Here is a 17,027-nt window from a genome sequence, read left to right as displayed (position 1 = left end):
GCGATCCGGCGAACGTGACTCCAGCTGGGCGCAGGGCCACGCTCGTGGGGAATGGGGGATTAATCCCGGAAAGAGTCACCCCACCTCAGGCAGGCAGGGTGACCCCTGGGATCAGGCGTTGCCTTCAGCCAGGAAGAACCAGGTGTCGAGCACGGAATCGGGATTGAGAGACACGCTCTCGATGCCCTGCTCCATCAGCCACTTGGCCAGGTCCGGGTGGTCCGAGGGACCTTGACCGCAGATGCCGATGTACTTGCCGGCCCGGTTACAGGCTGCGATGGCATTGGCCAGCAGCTTCTTGACCGCCGGATTACGCTCGTCGAACAGGTGGGCAATGATGCCGGAGTCCCGATCCAGGCCCAGGGTGAGCTGGGTCAGATCGTTGGAGCCGATGGAGAAGCCGTCGAAGTGCTCGAGAAACTCGTCCGCCAACAGGGCGTTGGAGGGCAGCTCGCACATCATGATGACGCGCAGGTCGTTCTCACCGCGCTTGAGGCCGTTCTCGCCGAGCAGCTCGACCACCCGCGCCGCCTCGTCCAGGGTGCGCACGAAGGGCACCATGAGCTCGACGTTGGTCAGGCCCATCTCTTCGCGCACCTTCTTCATGGCGCGGCATTCCAGCTCGAAGCAATCGCGGAAGTTCTCGCTGATGTAGCGAGAGGCACCGCGGAAGCCCAGCATGGGGTTCTCTTCCTCAGGTTCGTAGAGTTTGCCGCCGATCAGATTGGCGTACTCGTTGGACTTGAAGTCCGATAGGCGCACGATGACCTTTTTCGGCCAGAAGGCGGCGGCCAGGGTGGACACCCCTTCCACCAGCTTTTCGACATAGAAGCCGACCGGATCCGAGTAACCAGCGATGCGCTTGTCGACGCTTTCCTTCACCTCGAAGGGCAGGCTGTCGTAGTTGAGCAGCGCCTTGGGGTGCACGCCGATCATGCGGTTGATGATGAATTCCAGGCGGGCCAGGCCCACGCCAGCATTGGGCAGCTGGGCGAAGTCGAAGGCGCGGTCGGGGTTACCGACGTTCATCATGATCTTGAATGGCAGCTCGGGCATGGCATCCACCGAGCTCTGGCGGATGTCGAAGTCCAGTTCGCCTTCGTAGATCAGGCCGGTGTCACCTTCGGCACAGGAGACGGTGACGGTCTGGCCGTCCTTGAGCAGGCTGGTGGCGTTGCCGCAACCGACCACGGCCGGGATCCCCAGCTCGCGGGCGATGATGGCGGCGTGGCAGGTACGGCCGCCGCGGTTGGTGACGATGGCGCTGGCGCGCTTCATCACCGGCTCCCAGTCGGGATCGGTCATGTCGGAGACCAGGACGTCACCGGGCTGGACACGATCCATCTCGCTCACGTCGCGGATGATCTTGACCTTGCCGGCGCCGATGCGCTGGCCGATGGCGCGGCCTTCCACTAGCACCAGGCCCTTGTCCTTGAGCAGGTAGCGCTCCATGACGGTGGCGCTGGCCCGGCTCTTCACCGTTTCCGGGCGCGCCTGGACGATGTAGAGCTTGCCGTCGTCGCCGTCTTTGGCCCATTCGATGTCCATCGGCCGACCATAGTGACGCTCGATGATCAGCGCCTGCTTGGACAGTTCGGTGACCTCGGCATCGGTGATGGAGAAACGCGCGCGATCCGCGGGCTCGACATCGACGGTGCGCACGGAGCGACCGGCCTTGGCTTCTTCGCCATAGACCATCTTGATGGCCTTGCTGCCCAGGTTGCGTCTGAGGATGGCCGGGCGACCGGCTTCCAGGGTGGGCTTGTGGACATAGAATTCGTCCGGGTTCACCGCGCCCTGCACCACGGTCTCGCCCAGGCCATAGGCAGCGGTGACGAAGACCGCATCGCGGAAACCGGATTCGGTATCCAGGGTGAAGAGCACGCCAGCGGCGCCGGTTTCCGAACGCACCATGCGCTGCACGCCGGCGGACAGGGCGACCAGCTTGTGATCGAAGCCCTGGTGCACGCGGTAGGCGATGGCGCGGTCATTGAAGAGGGAGGCGAAGACTTCCTTGGCCGCGCGGATGACGTTGTCGACGCCGCGGATATTGAGGAAGGTTTCCTGCTGACCGGCGAAGGAGGCATCCGGCAGGTCTTCGGCGGTCGCCGAGGAGCGTACGGCGACAGCGAGATTGGGGTTGCCTGCCGAGATCTCGGCGAAGGCCCGGCGGATTTCGGCGTCCAGGCGCTCGGGGAAAGGCGCGTCCATGACCCACTGGCGGATCTGGGCGCCGGTCTTGGCCAGGGCGACGACATCGTCGACATCCAGGGCATCGAGGGCCGCGTGGATACGCTCGTTCAGCCCACTCTGCTCAAGGAAGTCACGATAGGCCTGGGCCGTGGTGGCGAACCCACCCGGCACGGAGACGCCCGCGTTGGCCAGGTTGGCGATCATCTCGCCGAGGGATGCGTTCTTGCCGCCCACGCGCTCGACGTCGTGCACGCCAAGCTGCTCCAGTGAAATTACATACTCGTCCAAGGTCTTCTCTCCATCTTGTGTCTTTGTGGGAAAGCAGTACGCCTCGGCGCTCGCCCCATGGACAGTGGACGGCGGTAGGTTACAGTGCAGCGATCCCTGCCCCGTACGCCACCAGGACGTCCCTCCATGCAACGAACCGCCTTTTTCATTTCCGACGGTACCGGCATCACGGCCGAAACCCTCGGTCAGAGCCTCCTGGCCCAGTTCGGGGACATCACCTTCAGGAAGGTCACCCGCCCCTACGTGGATACGCTGGACAAGGCCAGGGCGATGGTACAGCAGATCAATGCCGCCGCCGTCCAGGACGGTGCGCGACCCATCATCTTCGATACCATCGTCAACCGCGACATCCGGGCCATTCTGGACCAGTCGAACGGGTTCATGATCGACATCTTCTCCACGTTTTTATCCCCGCTCGAACGGGAACTTTCCGCCGAATCTTCGTATTCGGTAGGGAAGTCACATTCGATCATGCACAATAGTCACTACATGGAGCGGATCGAGGCCGTCAATTTCGCACTCGAAAACGACGACGGCGCCCGCACGACCCACTATGCCCAGGCCGATCTGATCCTGGTGGGGGTCTCGCGCTGCGGCAAGACGCCGACCTGCCTCTATATGGCGCTGCAATACGGCATCCGCGCGGCGAACTATCCGCTGACCGAAGAGGACATGGAGCGCCTGCAACTCCCTGCCTCGCTCAAGACCTATCGCGACAAGCTGTTCGGCCTGACCATCGACGCCGAGCGGCTGGCGGCGATTCGCCACGAGCGCCGGCCGAACAGCCGCTATGCGAGCTTCGCCCAGTGCGAATTCGAACTGCGCGAGGTGGAAGGTCTGTTCCGCCGCGAGAACATCTCCTTCATCAACACCACGCATTTTTCCGTAGAGGAGATCTCGGCGAAGATTCTGGTGGAGAAAGGCGTGGAAAGACGGTTTAAATAGCCGACCACCCTTCCTCTTCGACGCCCTCGCGGCGCACCAGGCGACCGCCATGAATCTCGTCGATGCCCTGCTGTTCTTTCCGGTCGCCCTGCTCATCGCCCTGACACCCGGCCCCAACAACTTCTGCTCGCTCGGCAATGGCATCCGTCACGGCGCGGTGACGGCGGGACTGGCGGCCCTGGGTCGCAATGTGGCCTTCGTGATCTTCCTGGTGATTTCGGCGGTGGGCCTGGGCGCCATGCTGCTGGCCTCGGAAACGGCCTTTACCGTCATCAAGTGGATCGGCGCGTTCTATCTGCTCTACCTGGGCGTGAAGAGCTGGCGCAGCCGGGCCTTCGACGGCCTGGACCTGAGCGAGAACGGCGCAGCGCAACCACGCGCGCTGCATCGGTTGATGCTGCAGGAATTTCTCATCGGCATCAGCAACCCCAAGGCGATCCTGCTGTTCGCCGCGGTCTTTCCGCAATTCATCGACCCCACCCAGCCGACCACCCAACAATTCGTCTACCTGGGTGGTACCCACTTGTTCGCGGAAATGGTCGCGGCCTTCATCTATGGCCTGTTCGGCCGGCAGATCCGCCGCTTCATCCGCGGGCCCCGCGGAGTGCGCCGCCTCAACCAGGCCACCGGCGCCTTCTTTGCCGGCGCAGGCGGCCTGCTGCTGACCGCTCACCGCTAGCTCAGGACGTTACCAGGTGGGACTGGGCAGCGCCCAGCTTCGCCAGGGCCACCTCTATCGCCGACCAAGGCCTTTCCGGGCGCACTGCTGTCCTGCCTATGGCGGCCTGGCGAGCGGCCCGCACCAGGCAGGCGAATTCGGCCGCCACCGCATCGGCCTGCGTCGCGTCGGCGTCCCTGGAAAGGACCGCGGGTGACAACCAGAGGCGCTCCTGCAGGCGTTCGCCGGCCTGGCGAACGAAGTGCAGCCGCCGTTGCTGGCCTACGGGTCCGGCTTCAGTCTCTTCGACCAAGCCCAGCGACAGCGTCTTGTAGGCCGGCAGCCGATCGAGCAGCCCCTGCTGGGCCTGGACCGACCGTGGCCAATCGACATGCAGCCCCTCCAGCGGCAGACCGGCAGCCAACCCCAGGTTCTCGATCAACTCACCATGACGCACACCCAGCAGCTTCTTCAGCGGCTCGCGTTGCAGCAGGTTGTAGGCTCTTTCGAAGGCGGTACGCCAGGCCAGCGGCAGTTCCAGCGTCAGCAGCGGCTCGTCGATCTGGATCCATTCCACGCCCTGGGCGGCCAACCGCGCGAAGATCTCGCCGTAGACCGGCAGCAACGCTTCCAGCAGTTCGAGGCGATCGAAGGCCGGATCGAGCGAGCGACCGAGCCATAGATAGCTCAGGGGTCCGAGGATCACCGGCTTGACCAGCAGACCGAGCGCCTGGGCCTCGGCGACCTCGTCGAACAGCTGCTCCCAGCCGATGGCAAAGGACTGGTCCGCGGTGAATACCGGGACCTGACAGGGGCCGGCGAATCCCAGATCGTCTGCCGCCTCGGTGCGAGTGGCGGCGCCGACCAGATACGAATGCGCCAGAACCCGATCGCCCCAGCCGAAGTCGCCTACTGCGAGCCACTCACAACCCGCGGCCTGCTGGGCGCGCCACGCCTGCTGACGCTGCTGACGTCCCTGGGCGATCAGGGCGGCCCGGTCGCAATCGTCGAGAGACGCCATCGTCGCCAGGGACGCGTCACCCTGTTGCTCGCGCCGCGCGGAACTCTGGGAATGAATCTTGACCATTGCACACCTCCACCAGACAAGGTGAAGATTGTCGTCGCGCATGACCCATGAAACAAACTCAGGTTTCTTGTGGTGAACTCAAGTTTCTCTCATACACCGCGATCAGGGTTTGAAGCGCGCCATGCTGTAGGCGTCGACGAACACCCCATCGCGCAGGGCATAGCGCCGCAGCAGCCCTTCTTCTTCGAAACCCAGCTTGCGATAGAGCGCCAGGGCCGGCTCGTTGTCGCTGAAGACGGTCAGTTCGACCCGTTGCAGATTCATCCAGTTGTCGGCGAGGTCGAGCAGGGCCGTCAGCAGCTGGGTACCTATGCCCTGCCCCTGGCAATCCCGGGCCACGCCCATGCCGAGGGCGCCACAGTGCTGGCGGCGAATGCGCTGCTGCTGTTCGAGACTGGCGCTACCCACCACCTGCCCCTGCCGCAGGGCGACCAATCCTATCCGCCCTTCGCGCTCGCCGCTCAGACGCTGCCGCCATTGTTCGGCGCTCTGATAGGGTAGCTGCAGCACCTGCCGCGCCACGGCCGGATCGCCATAGAGGGCAGCGAGACCCTCGGCATGGCGATCAGCATAGCGTTCCAGATGGACGATCGGGCTGGACATGGGCGGCACTCCTTCGCAGAAGTCCGCAGCTTCGCCCAAGTCCGGTGGGTCGGACAAGGGCGAAGCGTGAGCCCGCTAACGGAGTCGCGGGATCAGAGGGTCCACTTCAGGCTGAGCATGACGTTGCGGGGATCGCCGTAGACGCCGGTACCAGTGCCCGTTGGAATGCCCTGCCAGTATTTCTCGTCGAAGATGTTGTTGAAGTTGACGCGACCATCCCAGTGCTCGTTGAAACGATAGCCCGCCATCACGCCCACCAGCGCATAGCTATCCTGTTTGGCTTCGCCATTACCGACACGCTCGAAGGTCCCGCTCTGGGCCAGCAGATCGGCGCCAATGCGCCACTTGCTCAGCTCGCCGGTGAGCTGATAGCTGGTGGCGGCCTTGAACAGGTGCTTGGGCTGCTCCGGCGCGAAGCGGCGGTCTTCGTAAACAGCGTCTTTCGTGAACTCGCTCAGCACCAGGGTATAGGCCGCCGACGCCTGCCAGTTGGGTGCGAATTGACCGGAGATTTCCGCATCTATGCCGCGACTGCGAACCTCGCCAGCGGCGGTGTAGCAGCTTTGCACCGGATAGCCCGGGCAGAAGGTCGCCTGGTTGCTCGGCAGGTAGGCGCGATTTTCCTGGACGGTGTCGAAGAGCGCGACGGAAGCGTTCAAGGCGCCATCGAAATAGGCGCCCTTCAGCCCGATCTCGTAGCTTTTGCCGGTCCGGGGTTCAAGTACCGAACCTCCGGTGTTCTGCTCGCTTTGCGGCTTGAAGATCTCGGTATAGCTGGCATACACCGAGTAGGTGTCGTTCAGGTCATAGATGATGCCGGCATAGGGCGTGAATTCGCGTGTGGCCTTGTAGTCGTTGTCACTGTAGAGATTGTCGAAGTCGTACCAGCTGACGCGTCCCCCAACGATGACGTGCAGGGGATCGATCGGATTGAGACGCGCAGCAGCGTAAATCGCTTCCTCGGTGGTGGTGTTCTTGCTGGCGTAAGGCGTCAAGCTGTCCTTGGCCGGCTTGGGAATGCTGCTGGGACGGAAGTTGTAGATGTCGACCGGGGTTGCGCCGGAAAAGCCCCCGCGCTGGTAGAACTTTTCCTGACGCCGACTGATGCCCACCATCAACTCATGCTCTCGACCCAGCAACTGGAAGGGGCCGCTCACCGAGGCATCGAGGTTGAGCTGGTCGGAATCCGTCCGATAGGCACCGGAGGCGGTGGCCAGATCGCTGACGGAGGAATAGCTGAAGTCCGGCGCTACAGAGGTCAGGTAATTGGAATAGGTATCCGAATTCGCCCAGACCTGCTGCGCTGCCAGCTTGGCCTTCCAGCCGTTGTCGAAGGTGTGGGTGATGTCCGAGAACAGGGTGTAGGTGTCCTGATCCCAGTACGCCCAGTCGCCGCTCAGGAAGGTGGAGCGTGACAGGTGCAGGTCTTCGCCATTGGGACCGCTGGGCAGGCTGCCCCAGTCGGAGGTCTTGTCCTCGCGCTGCTTGGAGGCGCCGATGGTCCAGGTGGTAGCGTCGCTGAGATCCGCTTCAAGGACACCATAGAAGGTCTGGCGTTTGCGCTCGCGGACGTCCTGGAAGCTGTTGCTGTCTTCATAGGCAGCCACGGCGCGACCGCGCAGGGTGCCAGCTTCATTCAGCTTGTTGGAGGCGTCGACCTCGGTACGGTAGCGATCCCAGCTGCCGGCGCTGGTGGTGACGCTGACCTGCGGAAAGGCGGTCGGGCGCTTGCGCACCAGATTCAGGGTGGCCGAAGGGTCGCCAGCACCGGTCATCAGGCCGGTCGCGCCGCGCACCACCTCGACCCGGTCGTAGATGGACAGGTCCGCCGAGGACAGGGTGTCGAGGGTGAAGGTCCCGGCCGTGGTGGGCAGGCCGTCGTACATGATGTTGTCGATACGGAAGCCGCGCGCGAGGAATTCCTGGCGGTCGCCGCCGAACTTGTTCAGCGTCACCCCCGGCGCGTAGCGGACCACATCGTTGAGATCGGTCATGCCCTGGTCTTCCATGCGCTGTCGGGTGATGACACTGACCGACTGGGGCGTCTCGCGGATCGACAGGGGCAGCCCGGTGGAGGTGCTCATGGCGCCGGTGGTATAGGAGCGGGTCCCTTCGGTGGTCGCTCGACCAGTAAGGGAGCCGTCGTCCGCACTGATAGTGGTGGCATCCAGGGTCACGCTGCCAGTCTCCGCGTGGGTGGATACCGGCGCGACGGTAGCGACCGAGCCGCTGACCGAGGCCGCCAGGCCACTGCCCGCCAGCAGACGCTGCAGGGCGACATCCGGCTCCATCCGCCCCGACAGCGCCGGCGCACCTTTGCCGGCCAGGGCCGCGGGATCGTAGTTCACCTTCAGGCCGCTGGCACGCGCAAAGCTCTGCAGGGCATCGGCCAGCGGCTGCGCCGGTTGCGACAGGGCGATGGGTGCTGCCTGGGCCAAGGCTGTCACGCCCAGGGAAACGGAGAGCGCCAGGGCGCGAAGAGTGAAGTGCTGCATCTAGGTTCGTCCTCAGAATGGAAGCGGTCCGTCCATACCCCACGTAAGGACTCGACAGACCCGGCTCCCGGGTCCATGGACCTGCATCCAACGCCGCCAGCGGCGGGCTGAAAGACTATGAGATGATGTCCTATCTGTAAATGCAAATTAGTATCATAAATATACGCGAACGTTACCCATTGGCGTCCGTGCGCTCTAGGCTGCGGTTCCGTGAAGTTGCAGGAGCTGGGTGCACTTCAGGCAAAAGCTGCCTGATCCATTGCATCCAATACACTGGCGGAACATGGGTACCAGGGCTGGAGCAAAGACAAGAGAGCGGGCAAGCTACTCCCAGACGAAAAACGTGACGCAATTTGCAAAAAGCCCTCCATTGCCGCAGAGTTGCTCTCGCTTGAAACAAGGAACGTTTTGATGTGCCAAGGAATGCCACCAAGGTCCATGACCCGTCTGCGTCGTGGGCTGCTGCTAGGCGTACTAGGGCTGCTGATCCTGGCCTGTGATCCCTTGGGCTTGTCCAGCGCCACGGACAAGGCCAGCGAACAATTCTTCAATCGACTGCTGTCGGCCTTCTACTCCGATCGCGGCCAGCAACAGATCGTTTTGCTGTTGCTGGACGATGCCTTTCTGCTTCGGCACGATCTGCATTGGCCTCTGCCTTATCAGGAACAGGCCAAGGTGTTGGCGCGGCTGCTGCATTATCGGCCCCAGGCGGTATTCGTCGACCTGCTGTATAGCCATGATCACTCCCGGGCGAACGAGACGCCGCAGGTACTAGCCAACGTCTTCGCCCGCTATGCCCAGCAGGACATTCCAGTGTTACTCGCCAGCACCGGGCAGACGCTCCCGCAGACGAATCAGGCGGATACCCTGTCTGAGCTGGCGAAGGTGACGAAGCCGGCCATCATCCAATGGGATGACCAGGGGGACCGCTATCCCCTCACCGTAACCGGCAGCGACGGTCAGCCGCTGCCTACTCCTGCCCAAGCGCTCTATCAGGAATACTGTCAACGCCAGACTTGCGAGCCGCGTGAGATGGCAGCGGACGCGCCTCCCATCGCCGTGCAATGGGGACTGCATACGGCTAGCCAGCAGCCTTTGCTCAGCAACAGCCAGCATTGCCAACTGCGCTCCAGTGCCCTGGCGGAGACCTTCCAGATGGTGCTGACGGCGTTGTTCTGGCGCTTCTCCACTCCCGCGACCCTGCCCTGCCCCTATACCCTCACCCTGAATGCAGCGGAACTGGAAACGACCCTGCCCGAAGAGCGGGCGCTGCTGCGCAGCGTATTACAAGGGCGCCTGGTTCTGGTGGGTGCCGACATCACAGGAGCGGCGGATCGAATCCATTCACCGGTTCACGGACAGATTCCGGCGGTCTATCAGCACGCCATGGCCTTGGACAATCTCATTACCTTACAGGCCGACTATTACCGAGACCCGCCAAGCCTGGGCGACACCTCACTGGATGTCATCAGTATCGTCAGCCTGGTGTTTGCAGCTGCCATCCTCGCCATTGTCCTGGTTCGCGAGCAAGGTTGGTTCACTAGGCTCTACCTGAGAACGGTGCTGGTAATCCTCCTGTTGGCCGCCATGGCCGTCTGCTACTTGCTGAGCCTGACGCCGCTCAACGTGGTCGGTCTGGGACTGCTCAGCCTCACCCTTTTTCGCAATCACCTAGAAGCTCGGGCGGAGACCCGAGATCACATCCGGCAAGGAGAACAATCATGATCAAAGCGTGGCTCACCAGCGCAATTCTCGTGGTATCGCTTGAGCTTCAGGCCGCTCCCCTCACGGTCGTGGCGATCGAGAGCGACCCCTTGAGCCTGCTCGACCCACTCGGCAAACCCTTGGGTAGCCTGTCTCGGGATCGCCTGCCCCAGCTGCCGCTGCCGGTCTTGTCTACCAACGAACTGGATCTAGTGGAGGTACAACTGGATGGCCGGCGAGTCTGGCTGGACCGGATGGACGTGCGCCTGAACCAGGGCGCAGAGGTAAAGATGCCGTGCGCCAAGCTGGCCAGTGGCACGGCCGACCGCAGCAGTGGGGCCACCTTGGGCTACGGCGCCGGCTGCGCCAAGGAGTAGCGATGAACACCGCCCGCGCTGTCCTACCGCTGCTCTTTGGCTGCCTCGTGCTGAGCGGATGTGGGACGCTCACCGGGGCGCCCGATGCCCTGGCCAATCTGTCAGGAAAGCATACGTATGCCACCTTCGACGGCCACTATCTGGATCAACCGGATGTGCGAGCCCACCGCACGCTCGATGCCCGGCACGTCGAAAACCTGCGCCTCAGCTACGATGGCCGCAGTCTTCCAGCCAATGAGGTGCGCCAGCAGAACCTCGTCGCCATTGCTCCGCTACAGGAGTATCTGGATGGCATCGTGCAAAAACTCGGGCGGGGCTGGCCGGGTGAGATGCCACCCCTCAAGATCGGCCTGGTCGACAGTTACGCCTTCGGCCCTTCGGCCGATCCCTACGGCAACATCTTCGTGCCCCTGGGGATGTTGGAAAACGTCGCCAGCGAAGATGAAATCGCCGCCATGCTGGCTCATGAAATGAGCCACGTTCTGCTGCGGCACCATGATCGCCGTAAGGCGTTCATCCAGCAGAAAGAGAACGTCACTCGCATGGCGACCTTGGCGATATTGGGTGCGACAGTGGCCGACACCCGCATGGATCGCGCTGGCGATCAGGTCCGCTTCAACCAGAAGAATCCCGCTGAAACCGGCAAGATCATCAACCGTACCCTCCTCTACAGCGCCTTGATCAACAGCTTTTCCGACAATGTCTGGAACACGGCCTGGGGCCGCGTCCAGGAGGATCAGGCAGATCTGCTCGGCGTCGACCTGCTGATCCGTGCTGGCTATGCACCGCGGGCCGCCAGCCACAGCCTGCAACGCCTGGACGACTACCAGGGCAAGCAGACCCCGCTGATGGCCACCTTTCTTCAGGAACGCCAGCTGGGCCTCACGGCGGCGGTTACCAAGCTGGATGTCAATGGAGTGTTCAAGGAAGCTCAGACATTCCTCAATCAAGGCATGCTGGTGAGCATTACCACAGCCAGTGACTACCTGCAGCGCTCGCACATGTCGCCCATGCAACGTGATAAGGACCTGCGCCAGTACCTGCAGCGGGAGTATCAGGGCGAGCGGCGCGCCCAGGTGGAGCGCTCGCGCTGGTCGCACCTGCGTGAGGATCCTCGGGTACGGGCCGCACTCAGTGCCTACCGTGATGCCTATGGCGCCAATGTGGCCCTGGAGCGCAAGGATCTGCGAGGTGCTCAAGCCCTGGTCGAACGTGCCCTGTCATCACCGGTAGCCAACCAACCCGGCATCCGCCGTGCAGCCTTCAATCTTCACCTGGCCCAGGGTAATCGGCAGCAGGCGGCGGCAACCCTGCAGGCCATCGAGAACTGGCGCCTGGCGAGTCCGGAGCTTTACGAGCTGGCGATTTCCGCACGCCTGAACAATGGCGATCCCCAGGGTGCGCTCGCCTTGATCGATCAAGGCGAGCAGAACTTCGGCTCCGAAGAAATGTTCATCGTGCAGAAGATCCATGTTGCGCGACAACTCAAGGACCAGCCCGCCCAGCAGCGGCTGGGTAAGAAATGCCTGACCTATCCCAGCGTCAAGGCCAATTGCGTGAAGTTGGTGCCAGGGCTGAAGGCTTGATCCGTTACGCGAGGGACGCTTCCTGACCATGGGGCATCTCCGATTCGGCATCCGAACACCCTGTACAGGACCGCCGTCCGGTCGGTGCCGCACCCGTTCAGACCAGGCGCCGACTTCCCCCCGCCCCTTCATCGCGAAAATGCTGGGCGATGGTCAGGATCTGCGGCTCGATGGCCAGGAAGGCATCTAGCACCTGGGGATCGAAGGTGCTGCCACGCATCTCGCGCATCATCTGCAGCGAGTCTTCGTGGCTGAAAGGCTCCTTGTAGCAGCGACGACTGATCAGCGCATCGTAGATGTCGGCCACAGCCATGATTCGCCCGGCCAAGGGAATGTCTGTACCGGACAGCCTGTTGGGATAGCCGCTGCCGTCCCATTTCTCGTGGTGGGTACTGGCGATCTCGGCGGCCAGGGCGAGGAAGTTGTCATCCTCCAGATGGCTGGCGGTGCTGAGGATGATCTGGCGACCGAATTCGGCGTGCCGCTGCATCACCTGCATTTCCTCGGGCGTCAGCCGCCCGGGCTTGAGCAGGATGGCATCCGGCACCCCGACCTTGCCGATGTCATGCAGCGGCGCGGACAGGAACAGCAGCTGGATATAGTCCGGCGTCAGCAGGTCCGCCGCCTGACCGGTGCGTCTCATCTGCTCGGCGATGGCACGGACATAGTGTTGGGTGCGCTTGATATGGGCACCGGTCTCGGGATCCCGGGTCTCGGCCACCGCGGCCATCGACTCGATGGTGACCTGGCGTGAGCGTTCCAGTTGCCGGCGCCAGCGCTCTTCGTACTGGCGCGCCAGGATGATCCGGGTGACCAACGCCAGGCCCGAAAGCATCGCCACCAGCAGCAGGGGTGCGGCCAGGGGCAGGAAGACGTCGTAGCGCACGAACAGCCAGATGCCCAGCAGCTGTGGCAGGACGATCAACGCTGCCGCCAACAGGGCGAGGCGGCGCTGATTGTGGTTGTAGAAAAACCCGGCGGATAACAACAGGCCGCCGATCAGGCACAACGCCAGTTGCAGTACTCCAGCGAACTGGGGGACCCGCACCAAGGCGTCGTCCAGCAGGTCCTGGGTCAGGGCGGCCTGCAGCCTGACGCCGGAAAAGGTCTGGCCCAGGGCCGTCGTGTGCAGATCATTGAAGCCCGCGGCAGATACGCCGACGAAGACCACCTTGTCCTTGAGTCTGGCGGGCGCCACCGCGCCGCTGAGCACCGCCAGCGCCGAGACCTCTGGATAATGCTCGGCAGTGCTGTGCAGGTGCAGCAGCGCCTGGCCTCGACTGTCGAGCGGCAGACGGTGATCGCCAAGCCGCAGCACCGGTCCGGTGACGCTGGTCTCCACCACGCCCTCGGCCAGCCCCAGGGCGCGCATGGTGGCGGCCAGGGCCAGACTGGGATGGATGATGCCCTGGTGACTGAGCAGCAGGGGGGTGCGCCTGAGGATGCCATCGCTGTCACGCTGGCTGTTGATGAAGCCGCTAAAGCGCGTCTGGCTGGCGATGGGGGCTACGTTGTCCAGCGCGCCAGTAGCCTCGGGCAGCGCCAGGGCGTCGAGGGCACCGCTGAAGCCAATCCCGGGCCGTAGGCCGCTGGAAGCGGGCTGGTGCAGATCGAGGAAGAAGAAGCGGGCGGCGATGGCCCCCGTCTGTCCCATGACGTAGCCAAGATAGCCGTCGTTGTCCTGCAACTCCGCAGGCACGCCGGAAAAGCTCAGGTCGATGCCGAAGTCGTCTTTGAAGCTCTGCTGCAACGCCTTGAGCGAGGTGCGGTCCGGCTCGCTGAACAAGACGTCGATGGCGATCGCGGCGGGCTCGGCTTCGGCGATGCGGGAGAGCAGCTCGGCTACCCGATAGCGGGGCCAGGGCCACTGGCCCAGTGCCGCCAGGCTGGCTTCGTCGATGCTGACCACCTGTACCCCGGTCGCCTCCTCGTCGCTGGCCGAAAAGCGACTCAGCTGATCGTAGGCGAGGCGGTCGAGATACTGCAGTGGCGTCCATTGCAGCAAGGCGGCGAAGCCAAAGGCCAGCGACAGCCCCAGACTGACCAGGAACATCCAGGGCGCGCGACGACGCAACGGGTGGGTGACGGATTTCATGCACCAGACCCTAGAGAATCAGGACTTCGGCACGGCGATTGCGCGGCTCCGACTTTCCCGGACGAGACGGCACCAGTGGCACCGTGTCGCCGAAGAACTCGACGTTGATACGCAGTTTGGGATCGAGCCGCTGCAGCAGACCGGCCACCTTGCGGGCGCGCTGCCCCGAGAGGTCGAGATTGTAGGAAGGCGTACCCGACGCATCCGCGTGGCCGAATACCGAAATCTCGGTAGGCATGCGCTGGCGCGCAGCGTCCAGCACCTCTGGTAGCAGCGCTTTGGATTGAGGTGTCAGCTCCATACTGTCGGACCGGAAGTTGAGCACGAAGGTCTTTGGCGGCGAGGGCTGGGCCGCCAGCACCTGGCGGTGCTGCTGCTCGAAGAGCGGCTGGGCCACTGACTGCGCGGCAGTCGGCGCCTGATTCGGTCCGGCTACCGTAACCTCGGCAAAGCCCTGGTCGATTGCCTGGCGCCCGGCGGAGCTGGTGACGGAGACGGCACCGACGTGCCCATCCTCGTCGGGCATCAGGGTGACCCTGGTCTGGGGCAGCGGAGGGCTGGCACAGCCGCCCAGCACCAGCGCCGACAGCAGGATACCTAGCAGCAGGCGACCCTGGGACGAGGCAGCGATCACGGCGCTCATTGGGCCTGGACCAGGAAGCGGGTGCCACGCACGCCGATAGTGGCGGAAGGCGTCTCGATCTTCACCGAGTCGGGCGAGACCTTGCCGATCTTGCCGGACGAGTAGATAGCCGCGCCTTTGGTGAGGTAGACCGAGAAGCCATAACGGCTGCTCTTGGGTTCAAACAGGTAATCGCGCAGCTGCACATCGGCGTCGTTGCCCAGGGTGAGCAGGGTACCGTCGAGAAAGACGATGGCCGCGGTGGATTCCGGGCCCGCCTGCAAGCGATCGGCCACCTGCAGGGTGGTGCCGGCCTGGGCCTGGAAGGTCGTCGTCTGACGCAACACCTTGACGCTGCCCGACACGCTCTTGATCAGCGCGACGTGGGACTCTTCCGCGGCAGTCACCAATGGTGATCCCAGCACCTGGACACCGAGCAGCGCCAACGCGCACAGTATTCTTTTCATGCTTTCCTGTCCTTGGATGGACGACGTGCTTGGACGGTCTCTGACTAGGCAACGCGGGTTGCAGCAGGCGCCCAGGCAACTTCCCGAAGCAGCCTGCTACCCAGCGAGCCAGGCACTAGGCTCGTGAACCCAATCACCTTCTACCAGATAAACAAGCCAGGCGGCATAGCCAGCAGCACAAGTGGCAATTTGATATCACCGTTACGGGACGGGACAGTGCGAGACGAACGCTGATAACTGCGGTCTAGTGACCATCTTTCCCAGGTCGCCCTCCATGCACATCATTCTGGTCCGTCACGGCAAACCCGATCTTTCCAGTAAGGCTCGCTGCACCCCGCGGGAGATGAAGGACTGGGTCGCGCGCTACCAGGAGGCGCCGGTGCCGGCAGGCCAGGAGCCTGCGGAAACACGGCGGCTGGCGCAGGAGGCGGGCTATGTGGTGAGCAGCCCCCTGGGACGTTGCGTACGCTCGCTGGAATACCTGATGGGGCGCACGGACAGCCCGGTCGATGAGGTCTATGCCGAAGCGCACCTGCCTTATCTGGAACTCGATGCGCCGCGGCTGCCGGTCAAGGCCTGGCGCCTGCTGTTCAGATCCGCCTGGTTCCTGGGCTTCGCCGCCCATACCGAATCCATCGGCAGCTCTTCGGTGCGCGCTGGCCAGGCGGCCGATCGACTCATCGAACTGGCCGAGCGCCACGGCTCGGTGCTGTTGCTAGGACACGGCATCATGAACGTCCTGATCGCCTGGCAACTGCGCAAGCGCGGCTGGCACGGTCCGCTGCATCTGCTGCTGAAGGACTACTGGAAGCCGAGCCTCTATCGCAAAGAGCAGCGCTAGGACGCGGCGCCTGGCTTCGGTCACACCGGCCACGTCCGACGGCGGCAAGGTGACCGGTAATAGCCAGGCAACCTGCCCTCTTGCCTCTTCGTTCCGCCGGAACTGCCCGCTCACTTGTCCAGCGAAGGCCCTACCAATGCGGCGAGCTGGTCGTAGACCCCTGGCGCTGCCACCAGCAGGGGATTGCCATTGACCAGGCCCTCGTTACGCAGGAAGGCGTTGTGGCGGCCGCCCGCCTCCTGGATCAGGACCAGGCCCGCCAGGCAGTCCCAGCCATGGATCAGGGTCTCGTAATAGCCGATCAGCCGGCCGGCGGCGACGTAGGCGGTCATCAGGGCGCCCGAGCCATTGCGAAAGAACTGCCCGCCTTCGGCCAGCAGACCGGTCACGAAGGGCAGGAAGTTTTCCTTGCCACGTCTGTGGGTGGTACCCAGGCCGGTCAAGCCCTGGCGGATCTCGGTGGCGGGATGGACACGCAGTGGCTGATCGTTGACGAAGGCGCCATGCCCCCGCAGGCCATAGAAGAGTTCGTCGTGATTCGGATCCATGATCGCGCCGAGCAAGGGCTCCCCCTCGTGCATCAGGCCGATGGACACGCACCAATTGTGCAGTCCATTGAGAAAGGGCGCGGTGCCGTCGATGGGATCTATGACCCAGAGATAGGGGGCAGCCAGATCGGTTGCACCGCCCTCCTCGCCCAGCAGGCCATCCTCCGGAAAGCGCTCGCTCAGGCGTTGGCGGATGAGCTCCTCCAGCGTCTTGTCGGCGATGCTCACCACGTCCTGCAGGTCGCTGCCCTTGTGGTCCACCTGCAGCGCGCCGCGCCGGTGATAGAAGTCAAGGCCGAGTTGCGCCGCTTCCCGGGCGATCTCCTGGACGGCGCGGTAGCGTTCGGCGATGGCGGGGGCAATGTTGACCATGAAGACTCCTGGAGCAGTTGAAAAGCGCCAGGGTGCCAGCTCGGAACCAGGATGCAAATCCTCCATACGGGACGGCACCAGGTCATCGTCCTCAAGCAGAATTACGGCGTCCGGCAACCAACCCGTGTCTCCAATCATAGTGGTAC

Annotated in this window: 14 protein-coding genes; 6 read left to right on the top strand and 8 right to left on the bottom strand. The window is 63.6% G+C overall.

Annotated elements, in window-relative coordinates; all coding sequences use genetic code 11:
• Positions 1–111: 111 nt before the first annotated feature.
• Positions 112–2,481, bottom strand: a complete 2,370-nt coding sequence (gene ppsA, locus FEZ61_RS00415; RefSeq protein WP_026083586.1) for a phosphoenolpyruvate synthase — start codon at positions 2,479–2,481, stop codon at positions 112–114.
• A gap of 126 nt (positions 2,482–2,607) precedes the next feature.
• Here ppsA and FEZ61_RS00410 point away from each other — a divergent pair, with 126 nt between their 5' ends.
• Both FEZ61_RS00410 and FEZ61_RS00405 read left to right on the top strand, forming a co-directional pair.
• A complete protein-coding gene (locus FEZ61_RS00410; RefSeq protein WP_017638900.1) occupies positions 2,608–3,426 on the top strand; it encodes a pyruvate, water dikinase regulatory protein in 819 nt (272 codons plus the stop codon).
• 49 nt (positions 3,427–3,475) lie between these two features.
• The gene (locus FEZ61_RS00405; protein ID WP_017638901.1) at positions 3,476–4,105 is read left to right on the top strand and encodes a LysE family transporter; all 630 of its coding nucleotides are present in this window, start codon (positions 3,476–3,478) and stop codon (positions 4,103–4,105) included.
• Position 4,106: 1 nt separating this feature from the next.
• Here FEZ61_RS00405 and FEZ61_RS00400 read toward each other — a convergent pair whose 3' ends face one another.
• The 3 genes from FEZ61_RS00400 to FEZ61_RS00390 form a co-directional block, all read right to left on the bottom strand.
• Complete coding sequence (locus tag FEZ61_RS00400; protein WP_017638902.1) at positions 4,107–5,171, bottom strand: hypothetical protein; 1,065 nt, start codon at positions 5,169–5,171, stop codon at positions 4,107–4,109.
• Positions 5,172–5,273: 102 nt separating this feature from the next.
• Positions 5,274–5,774, bottom strand: a complete 501-nt coding sequence (locus FEZ61_RS00395; protein ID WP_017638903.1) for a GNAT family N-acetyltransferase — start codon at positions 5,772–5,774, stop codon at positions 5,274–5,276.
• 92 nt (positions 5,775–5,866) lie between these two features.
• Positions 5,867–8,269 (bottom strand): TonB-dependent siderophore receptor, encoded by a 2,403-nt coding sequence (locus FEZ61_RS00390; RefSeq protein ID WP_017638904.1) that lies wholly within the window; start codon positions 8,267–8,269, stop codon positions 5,867–5,869.
• A 438-nt stretch (positions 8,270–8,707) separates the two neighbouring features.
• Between FEZ61_RS00390 and FEZ61_RS00385 the strand changes: the two genes are divergently transcribed.
• Genes FEZ61_RS00385 through FEZ61_RS00375 form a run of 3 tightly spaced genes read left to right on the top strand, consistent with a single transcriptional unit; the run spans position 8,708 to position 11,936 of the window.
• A complete protein-coding gene (locus FEZ61_RS00385) occupies positions 8,708–9,994 on the top strand; it encodes a CHASE2 domain-containing protein (RefSeq protein WP_017638905.1) in 1,287 nt (428 codons plus the stop codon).
• The gene (locus FEZ61_RS00380) at positions 9,991–10,350 is read left to right on the top strand and encodes a hypothetical protein (protein ID WP_017638906.1); all 360 of its coding nucleotides are present in this window, start codon (positions 9,991–9,993) and stop codon (positions 10,348–10,350) included. The genes FEZ61_RS00385 and FEZ61_RS00380 overlap by 4 nt, the downstream gene beginning before the upstream one ends.
• 2 nt (positions 10,351–10,352) lie before the next feature.
• The gene (locus FEZ61_RS00375) at positions 10,353–11,936 is read left to right on the top strand and encodes a M48 family metallopeptidase (RefSeq protein WP_173146714.1); all 1,584 of its coding nucleotides are present in this window, start codon (positions 10,353–10,355) and stop codon (positions 11,934–11,936) included.
• A gap of 97 nt (positions 11,937–12,033) precedes the next feature.
• Here the strand turns inward: FEZ61_RS00375 and FEZ61_RS00370 are convergent, their stop codons facing one another.
• Genes FEZ61_RS00370 through FEZ61_RS00360 form a run of 3 tightly spaced genes read right to left on the bottom strand, consistent with a single transcriptional unit; the run spans position 12,034 to position 15,120 of the window.
• Positions 12,034–14,031, bottom strand: a complete 1,998-nt coding sequence (locus tag FEZ61_RS00370; RefSeq protein ID WP_236712161.1) for a CHASE2 domain-containing protein — start codon at positions 14,029–14,031, stop codon at positions 12,034–12,036.
• Positions 14,032–14,041: 10 nt separating this feature from the next.
• Positions 14,042–14,674: an OmpA family protein gene (locus FEZ61_RS00365; protein ID WP_173146712.1), complete on the bottom strand. Its 633-nt coding sequence runs from the start codon at positions 14,672–14,674 to the stop codon at positions 14,042–14,044.
• Positions 14,671–15,120, bottom strand: a complete 450-nt coding sequence (locus FEZ61_RS00360) for a FecR domain-containing protein (RefSeq protein WP_160922852.1) — start codon at positions 15,118–15,120, stop codon at positions 14,671–14,673. The genes FEZ61_RS00365 and FEZ61_RS00360 overlap by 4 nt, the downstream gene beginning before the upstream one ends.
• Before the next feature lie 274 nt (positions 15,121–15,394).
• Here FEZ61_RS00360 and FEZ61_RS00355 point away from each other — a divergent pair, with 274 nt between their 5' ends.
• Positions 15,395–15,961: a histidine phosphatase family protein gene (locus FEZ61_RS00355; RefSeq protein WP_173146710.1), complete on the top strand. Its 567-nt coding sequence runs from the start codon at positions 15,395–15,397 to the stop codon at positions 15,959–15,961.
• Between the two features lie 110 nt (positions 15,962–16,071).
• Here the strand turns inward: FEZ61_RS00355 and FEZ61_RS24315 are convergent, their stop codons facing one another.
• Positions 16,072–16,881 (bottom strand): inositol monophosphatase, encoded by an 810-nt coding sequence (locus tag FEZ61_RS24315; protein WP_242455081.1) that lies wholly within the window; start codon positions 16,879–16,881, stop codon positions 16,072–16,074.
• Between the last annotated feature and the right edge of the window lie 146 nt (positions 16,882–17,027).

The sequence above is a fragment of the Pseudomonas sp. MS15a(2019) genome, assembly GCF_013277805.1.
Lineage (GTDB): Bacteria > Pseudomonadota > Gammaproteobacteria > Pseudomonadales > Pseudomonadaceae > Chryseomonas > Chryseomonas benzopyrenica.
The sequence above is the reverse complement of the archived record's forward strand: the minus strand, read 5'-3'. Positions and strand labels throughout refer to the sequence as shown.